Annotated in this window: 6 protein-coding genes and 1 other RNA gene; 4 read left to right on the top strand and 3 right to left on the bottom strand. The window is 61.5% G+C overall.

All coding sequences use genetic code 11. The features are described from left to right. Positions 1 to 571: 571 nt before the first annotated feature. A complete protein-coding gene (uvrA, locus tag RCF34_RS22130) occupies positions 572 to 3,406 on the bottom strand; it encodes an excinuclease ABC subunit UvrA (RefSeq protein ID WP_308710107.1) in 2,835 nt (944 codons plus the stop codon). 269 nt (positions 3,407 to 3,675) lie between these two features. Here uvrA and RCF34_RS22125 point away from each other — a divergent pair, with 269 nt between their 5' ends. Together RCF34_RS22125 and ssb are read left to right on the top strand one after the other, a co-directional pair. Continuing rightward, on the top strand, positions 3,676 to 5,064 hold the full coding sequence (locus RCF34_RS22125; protein WP_308710106.1) for an MFS transporter: 1,389 nt from the start codon (positions 3,676 to 3,678) through the stop codon (positions 5,062 to 5,064). A 25-nt stretch (positions 5,065 to 5,089) separates the two neighbouring features. Next, positions 5,090 to 5,644, top strand: a complete 555-nt coding sequence (gene ssb, locus RCF34_RS22120) for a single-stranded DNA-binding protein (RefSeq protein WP_093257079.1) — start codon at positions 5,090 to 5,092, stop codon at positions 5,642 to 5,644. Between the two features lie 53 nt (positions 5,645 to 5,697). On the opposite strand, the gene ssrA is transcribed toward ssb, so the two are convergent. After that, positions 5,698 to 6,050, bottom strand: a transfer-messenger RNA (tmRNA) gene (ssrA, locus tag RCF34_RS22115). 81 nt (positions 6,051 to 6,131) lie between these two features. Next, entirely contained in the window at positions 6,132 to 6,608 is a 477-nt protein-coding gene (gene smpB / locus RCF34_RS22110; RefSeq protein ID WP_007162671.1) for an SsrA-binding protein SmpB, read from the bottom strand. 172 nt (positions 6,609 to 6,780) lie between these two features. Here smpB and RCF34_RS22105 point away from each other — a divergent pair, with 172 nt between their 5' ends. Both RCF34_RS22105 and RCF34_RS22100 read left to right on the top strand, forming a co-directional pair. After that, a complete protein-coding gene (locus RCF34_RS22105; RefSeq protein ID WP_017640639.1) occupies positions 6,781 to 7,215 on the top strand; it encodes a type II toxin-antitoxin system RatA family toxin in 435 nt (144 codons plus the stop codon). After that, the gene (locus RCF34_RS22100) at positions 7,208 to 7,513 is read left to right on the top strand and encodes an RnfH family protein (RefSeq protein WP_308710105.1); all 306 of its coding nucleotides are present in this window, start codon (positions 7,208 to 7,210) and stop codon (positions 7,511 to 7,513) included. The genes RCF34_RS22105 and RCF34_RS22100 overlap by 8 nt, the downstream gene beginning before the upstream one ends. The last annotated feature ends 5 nt before the right edge of the window (positions 7,514 to 7,518 follow it).

Raw genomic sequence — 7,518 nt, 5'->3', positions numbered from 1 at the left:
TCGCCGATGGTAGTGTGGGGTTTCCCCATGTGAGAGTAGGTCATCGTCAAGCGCCTAACACCCAGCACCCCCGCTCAGTTCATTCTGGCGGGGGTGTTGTCTTTGGGGCGGGAAAAGTTTGGCCGGGCATCAGGGCGCTTGGGCGAATAGCCAGGTCAGCGGACGAAAGTAACTCACGTGCCCAGGGTTGCCCTCACCCTAGCCTGCCCGGGGAGGGGATTAAAGGCGGCATGGCGGAGGCTTGAGAGGTCAAGTGCTGCTTTGAGTCTGCAAGAGCAGAACAGCCACAACAGCCCGGCTGCGCCGGGCTATCGCGGCCGATGCGGCCGCTCCTACCCAGTGCCATACCGCAGCCGCGACTTTGGCTTAGACGATAATGGCTAAGCCGTAGGTTCGACTGAGCTTGCGAAGCCCAGCAGGCAAGAGCTGAACGTGAGTGTTGAGCTTGAAGGAAGGATTGGCGAGACAGCGGAGTGACGACTGGGTGTTGGGCTCCGCTCAACCCAACCTACGCGAGCCAGAAAAAGCCCGGCATATGCCGGGCTTTTTGCATTCTGGAGGGCGCCGAGGATTACTCCCGGTCACGTTCCAGCAGGGGCTTGAGGAAATGGCCAGTGTAGGACTTCTTGTTCGCCGCGACTTCCTCGGGTGTACCTGTCGCGATGATCTGACCACCCTTCGAGCCGCCTTCCGGACCCAGGTCCACCAGCCAGTCGGCGGTCTTGATGACATCGAGGTTGTGCTCGATCACCACCACGGTATTGCCGTGATCCCGCAGGCGATGCAGTACGTCCAACAGCTGCTGGATATCGGCGAAGTGCAGACCGGTGGTGGGCTCGTCGAGGATATAGAGTGTCTTGCCGGTATCGCGCTTGGACAGTTCCCGCGCCAGCTTCACACGCTGGGCCTCACCGCCTGACAGGGTCGTGGCGCTCTGGCCGAGACGAATATAGGACAGGCCCACATCCATCAGCGTCTGCAGCTTGCGCGCCAGAGCCGGGATGGACTCGAAGAAGGCATGGGCCTCTTCGATGGTCATGTCCAGGACCTCGGTGATGGTCTTGCCCTTGTACTTCACCTCCAGGGTCTCGCGGTTGTATCTCTTGCCCTTGCACACGTCACAGGCGACGTAGACGTCCGGCAGGAAGTGCATCTCCACCTTGATCACACCATCGCCCTGGCAGGCTTCGCAGCGGCCGCCCTTGACGTTGAAGGAGAAGCGCCCCGGGGTGTAGCCGCGGGAGCGGGATTCCGGGACGCCGGAGAACAATTCGCGAATCGGGGTGAAGAGACCGGTGTAGGTCGCCGGGTTGGAACGTGGAGTCCGGCCGATGGGGCTCTGGTCGATATCCACCACCTTGTCCAGGTGCTGCATGCCGTCGAAGCTGTCATGAGCGGCGACCTCCAGGGTCGTCGCGCCATTGAGCGCCGTGGCGGTCAGTGGGAAGAGGGTGTTGTTGATCAGGGTCGACTTGCCGGAGCCAGACACTCCGGTCACGCAGGTCAGCAGGCCAACGGGAATCTCCAGATTGACGTTCTGCAGGTTGTTGCCGCGGGCACCTTTCAGCTTCAGCAGCTTCTTCTTGTCCCGCGGCGTGCGCTTGGCAGGGACAACGATCTTCTTGCGGCCCGACAGGTACTGCCCGGTCACCGAGTCGGGATGCTGCATCACCTGGTCGGGCGTACCTTCCGCGATGATCTGGCCGCCATGCACGCCGGCGCCCGGACCTATGTCGATGACATAGTCCGCCAGGCGGATGGCATCCTCGTCGTGCTCGACGACGATGACCGTATTGCCCAGGTCGCGCAGGTGGGTCAGGGTACCCAGCAGGCGTTCGTTGTCGCGCTGGTGGAGGCCGATGGAAGGCTCGTCGAGGATGTACATGACGCCCACCAGACCCGCGCCGATCTGGCTGGCCAGGCGGATACGCTGCGCTTCGCCGCCGGACAAGGTGTCGGCGCTGCGATCCAGGGTCAGGTAGTCCAGGCCGACGTTGACCAGGAACTGCAGGCGCTCGCGAATCTCCTTGAGGATCTTGTCGGCGATCTGCTGACGCTGGCCCTTGAGGGTGAGGTCCTGGAAGTACTGGGTGGCATCGCCCACGGGCAGACGGGTGACCGCCGGCAGGGTCTTGTCACCTACCCAGACATGCCGGGCTTCGCGCCGCAGGCGGGTACCATTGCAGTCCGGGCAATGCTGGGTGCTCAGGTACTTGGCCAGCTCTTCCCGCACGCTCTGGGATTCGGTCTCGCGATAACGCCGCTCCAGATTCGGCAGGATGCCTTCGAAGGGGTGGGCGCGCTTGACGATGTCACCGCGGTCATTGAGATAGCGGAAGTTGACGCTCTCGCGTCCGGAGCCGCTGAGGACCGCCTTGCGGTGCTTGTCATCGAGACCCTTGAAGGGCTCGTCCAGGCTGAAGCCATAGTGACTCGCCAACGAGCCGAGCATCTGGAAGTAATAGACGTTGCGCCTGTCCCAGCCGCGGATGGCGCCTTCGCTGAGGCTGAGCTCCTCGTTGACCACCCGGCGGGCATCGAAGAATTGCTTCACGCCCAGGCCGTCACAGGTCGGACAAGCCCCCGCGGGGTTGTTGAAGGAAAACAGCTTGGGCTCCAGTTCGCCGATGGAGAAGCCGCAGATCGGGCAGGCGAAGCGCGCGGAGAAGACGATCTCTTCGCCCTTTTCGCCTTCCATTGGGGCGATGATGGCGATGTCGTCGGCCAGCTTCAGCGCCGTCTCGAAGGATTCCGCCAGGCGTTGCTGGAGGTCTTCGCGCACCTTGAAGCGATCCACCACCACCTCGATGGTGTGCTTCTTCTGCTTGTCGAGCTTGGGCAGTTCGTCCATCTCGTGCAGACGGCCATTGACGCGGACGCGGACGAAGCCCTGGGCGCGCAGCTCCTCGAATACCGAGAGGTGTTCACCCTTGCGCTCGCGCACGATGGGGGCGAGCAGCATGAGTCGCTCGCCTTCCGGCATGGCCAGCACCTGATCGACCATCTGGCTGACGGTCTGGGCTTCCAGGGGCACATCGTGCTCCGGACAGCGAGGCGTACCGACGCGCGCATAGAGCAGGCGCAGGTAGTCGTAGATCTCGGTGATGGTGCCCACGGTGGAGCGCGGGTTGTGCGAGGTGGACTTCTGCTCGATGGAAATCGCCGGGGACAGGCCTTCGATGGTGTCCACGTCGGGCTTTTCCATCATCGACAGGAACTGCCGGGCATAGGCCGACAGGGATTCCACGTAGCGGCGCTGGCCTTCGGCATAGAGGGTGTCGAACGCTAGCGAAGACTTGCCGGAACCGGAGAGGCCGGTAATGACGATGAGCTTGTCCCGGGGGAGGGTAAGGTCGATGTTCTTCAGATTATGGGTACGGGCCCCACGGATGAGGATTTTATCCACGTAGACTTCTGCCTCGTTTTGGCGGCGCTTCAATAGGAAAGAGGTCTCGTCCCGGGCTGCGGCTATCTGCCGCGCCTGTGAGAGAGGGGGCAAGGCTGGTAAAATTGGTGGCCCGACAGCGGTGATCGGGCGTTCGTGATCCTGGCGGTCGGGAACGTTCGGACGAGCGCTCGGCTATCTTCACCGCTTCCTCCCTAAATGGTCATTGTTACGACTGTTTTAAAGCTGTGTGGCGACGTAAAAGCCTGTCGCCGACGAGAGGATTATCAATGCTCGACAAGCGCAGTGAAGCCATGAACGGCGTCGAACGCCGTGCCGCCCTCGGGCTGGCTCTGGTCTTCGCCTTTCGTATGCTCGGTATGTTCATGGTGCTCCCGGTCCTGGCGACCTATGGTCAGGAGTTGGCGGATGCCACCCCGGCGCTGATTGGCCTGGCCATAGGTGCCTATGGTTTGACCCAAGCGGTCCTGCAAATTCCCCTGGGGACGCTGTCCGATCGCATTGGTCGACGCCCCATCATCATTGGTGGACTGCTGGTGTTCGCCCTTGGTGCCGCCATTGCCGCCAATGCCCACTCGATCTGGGGCGTCATCGCCGGTCGTATCGTGCAGGGCGGCGGTGCCATTTCGGCCGCCATCATGGCGCTGCTGTCGGATCAGACCCGCGAGCAGCATCGCACCAAGGCCATGGCTACCATCGGCATGAGCATCGGCGTGTCCTTTGCCGTGGCGATGGTGGCAGGACCGCTGCTGACCCGTGCCTATGGTCTCGCCGGCCTGTTCTGGGCGACCTGCGGACTGGCACTGGTCGGCTTGCTGATCGTGCTGTTCCTGGTTCCTCACCAGGCTTCGCCCTTCGCCCACCGGGAGTCGAATCTGGCGCGTCAGGCGCTGGGCGCGACCCTGCGCAATCGCGATCTGCTGCGGCTGGACTTCGGTATCCTGGCGCTGCACGCCGTGCTGATGGCGAGTTTCGTCGTCCTGCCGCTGGCCCTCGCCGAACACGCCGGCCTGCCCAAGGAAGAGCACTGGTGGGTTTACCTGACCGCACTGGTGGTCGGCTTCTTCGCCATGGTTCCCTTCATCATCTATGGTGAAAAGAAGCGGCGGATGAAGCGCGTGCTGGTGGGCGCCGTCAGTGTGCTGGTGTTGTGCGAGCTGTATTTCTTCTTCTTCAGCAACAGCCTGGTGGCCCTGGTCATTGGCATCGTGGTGTTCTTTACCGCCTTCAACCTGCTGGAGGCCTCGCTGCCGTCACTGGTGAGCAAGGTGGCACCTGCAGGCGGCAAGGGCACGGCCATGGGGGTCTATTCCACCAGTCAGTTCCTTGGTTCCGCATTGGGCGGTATCCTCGGTGGTTGGCTGTTCCAGCATGGTGGCCTGTCCACCGTCTTCCTGGGTTGTGCAGCGCTTTGCCTGGGATGGGCGGTGATTGCTGGTACGATGCGAGAACCGCCCTATGTCACCAGCCTGCGTTTGCCGGTTACGCCCGCGCTAGTCAACGACCAGGGATTGGTCGGACGCCTGTTGGCCCTGGCCGGAGTGACCGATGCGGTAATGGTGGCGGAAGAGCAAGCCGTCTATATCAAGATCGATACTAAAATCGTCGATCGGGTGCAATTGGAGCGACTGGTAAGCCAAACGCCAGTCGCCGCTTGATCGACAGCCTCATCAGGAGATTCATATGGCCCGTGGCGTCAACAAAGTCATCCTCGTCGGCAACGCCGGCGCCGATCCCGAAACCCGTTACATGCCCAATGGCAATGCGGTGACCAATGTCACCCTGGCCACCAGCGAAAGCTGGAAGGACAAGCAGACCGGCCAGCAGCAGGATCGTACCGAATGGCACCGGGTGGTGTTCTTTGGTCGTCTGGCGGAGATCGCTGGCGAGTACATTCGCAAGGGCTCCCAGGTGTATGTCGAAGGTTCCCTACGTACGCGCAAGTGGCAGGGCCAGGACGGTCAGGATCGCTACACCACCGAAATCGTGGTCGATATCAACGGCAACATGCAGTTGCTGGGTGGCCGTGGTGGCAATGCTGGTGGCAATGACGAATACAACCAGAGCGCACCTGCGCCTCAGCAGCAGCGTGCCCCTCGTCCCCAGCAGTCGGCCCCGCAGTACGACAACGGTGGCAATGGCGGCTCTGGCAACAGTCGTCCTCAGCAGCAGCCCAAGCCCCAGCAGCAGCCGGCGCAGCAGGACTACGACAGCTTCGACGACGACATTCCTTTCTAGGGCCTCGTCGATCAGGCAAAGAAAAAGGGCAGCCAGTGGCTGCCCTTTCTTTTTGGTGGAGGCGGGGGGATTTGAACCCCCGTCCGCCAGCTCTCCGCTATCGGTTCTACATGCTTAGCCCTGTCTACTGAGTTAACCCATTGCGGCCCGACGGGCAGGGTGCTTTGGGCGAGCTGTATAAGTTTTAGCCGTTACGTCTACAGCGAACTTGGCGGCGATCCTGTTCTATCTGACAGTCGTTTCGGGTTTACAGGCATCCCCTAGCGACTGCTAGCCGCGTTAAGCAGCTAGAGCGTAGTTGTCGTCGTTGGCAACTATAAGTTTGCAGCAGCGAATTTACGAGTTCTGCTACCAGCTCGGCATGCCCCTCAAGTTTCGTTACCGGCGTCGAATCCTAATCGCCCCCAAAACTTGCTGGTCGTTCACTATAGGAATTCCAGCCGTCCGACGCAAGCCATTGCTGACGAAACGTTTTTCGGCCGCTTGGCTATTTGGCGTCCTTGCGGATGGCTCTTTGGATCTCGCGGTCGGAATCGCGCTCGCGCTCGGTGGCGCGCTTGTCGAATTCCTTCTTGCCCTTGGCCAGCGCGATCTCGCACTTGACCAGGTGTTTTTTCCAGTAGAGCGACAGCGCAACGCAGGCGTAGCCCTTCTGCTGCACGGCGCCAAACAGCTTGCCCAGCTCGCGCTTGTTGAGGAGCAACTTGCGGGTACGGGTAGGGTCGGCGATGACGTGCGTACTGGCCGTCTGCAGCGGGGTGATGTGGCTGCCCAGCAGCCAGGCTTCACCGTCCTTGAGCAGCACATAGCTGTCGGTCAGCTGTGCCTTGCCGGCTCTCAGGCTCTTGACCTCCCAACCTGCCAGGGAAACACCTGCTTCAAAGCGGGTGTCGACGAAGTATTCGTGTAGCGCCTTTTTGTTCTGCGCGATGCTGCCGGGGGAGACTTTCTTTTGCTTGGCCATGATTCCAGGGTACAGCGAGTCGGGGGAAATGTCGCCACGCGCTTGAGCGGGTATGAGCAAACACGGACAATACCGCGGTTCTAGACTGCGGCAGGCTGATGCGGGAGTAAATTGCGTGCGCCGCCCTCAAATTCAAGGTCCGACACCGAATTCGCTATTCTACGAGGTTCCGATGAGCACGCACATCCAACGTTCGGCGTTGCTGCCCTATCCTGCTTCGGCGCTCTATGCGCTCGTCAATGACGTGGACCGTTATCCGGAGTTCCTGCCGTGGTGCTCGTCCGCCCAGATCCTGGAGCAGGACGAAGGCCTGATGCGCGCCGGTCTTACCGTGGCCAAGGGTGGCCTGAGCCAGCAATTCACGACCCGCAACACCCTAGTGCCGGACGAATCCATCACCATGGATCTGGAAAAAGGTCCCTTCAAACAGCTGCATGGCGTCTGGTCCTTCAAGGCGCTGGGCGACAAGGCCTGCAAGATCTCGCTGGATCTGTCCTTCGAATACGACAGCGCCATCGTGCGCGCGACCCTGGGGCCGCTGTTCAATCAGGCGGCCAATACCATGGTGGATGCCTTCTGCCAGCGTGCCCGAGCGCTCTATGGCTGAGCGTCTCGCCATCGAGGTAGCGTTGGCGCTACCGGAGCGGCAATGGCTGTTGAGCCTGCAGCTCGAAGAGGGCGCCACGGTCGAGCAGGCGGTGCTGGCGTCGGGTTTGCTTGACCAGCTGACGCCAGAACAGCGCGAAGGTCATCAGGTCGGCATCTTTGGCAAGCTGGTCGCCAAGCCGGATGAAAGGAAACTGCTGGAAGGCGAGCGGGTAGAGATCTACCGTCCGCTGCTTGCGGATCCCAAGGAGAGTCGCAAGCGGCGGGCCGAAAAGGCCAGAGCTAAGGCTGGCCTCTAGGTGGT

The organism is Pseudomonas sp. 102515 (assembly GCF_031085165.1).
In the GTDB taxonomy this organism is placed as follows: Bacteria; Pseudomonadota; Gammaproteobacteria; order Pseudomonadales; family Pseudomonadaceae; genus Chryseomonas.
Note: the sequence above shows the minus strand (reverse complement) of the source record. Positions and strands in the feature narration are given on the sequence as shown.

Bases quoted from the DNA above. Each gene is read 5' to 3' on its own strand.
- RCF34_RS22125 (WP_308710106.1), top strand. From the start codon at position 3,676: ATGCTCGACAAGCGCAGTGAAGCCATGAACGGCGTCGAACGCCGTGCC.
- ssb (WP_093257079.1), top strand. From the start codon at position 5,090: ATGGCCCGTGGCGTCAACAAAGTCATCCTCGTCGGCAACGCCGGCGCC.
- smpB (WP_007162671.1), bottom strand. From the start codon at position 6,608: ATGGCCAAGCAAAAGAAAGTCTCCCCCGGCAGCATCGCGCAGAACAAA.
- RCF34_RS22105 (WP_017640639.1), top strand. From the start codon at position 6,781: ATGAGCACGCACATCCAACGTTCGGCGTTGCTGCCCTATCCTGCTTCG.
- RCF34_RS22100 (WP_308710105.1), top strand. From the start codon at position 7,208: ATGGCTGAGCGTCTCGCCATCGAGGTAGCGTTGGCGCTACCGGAGCGG.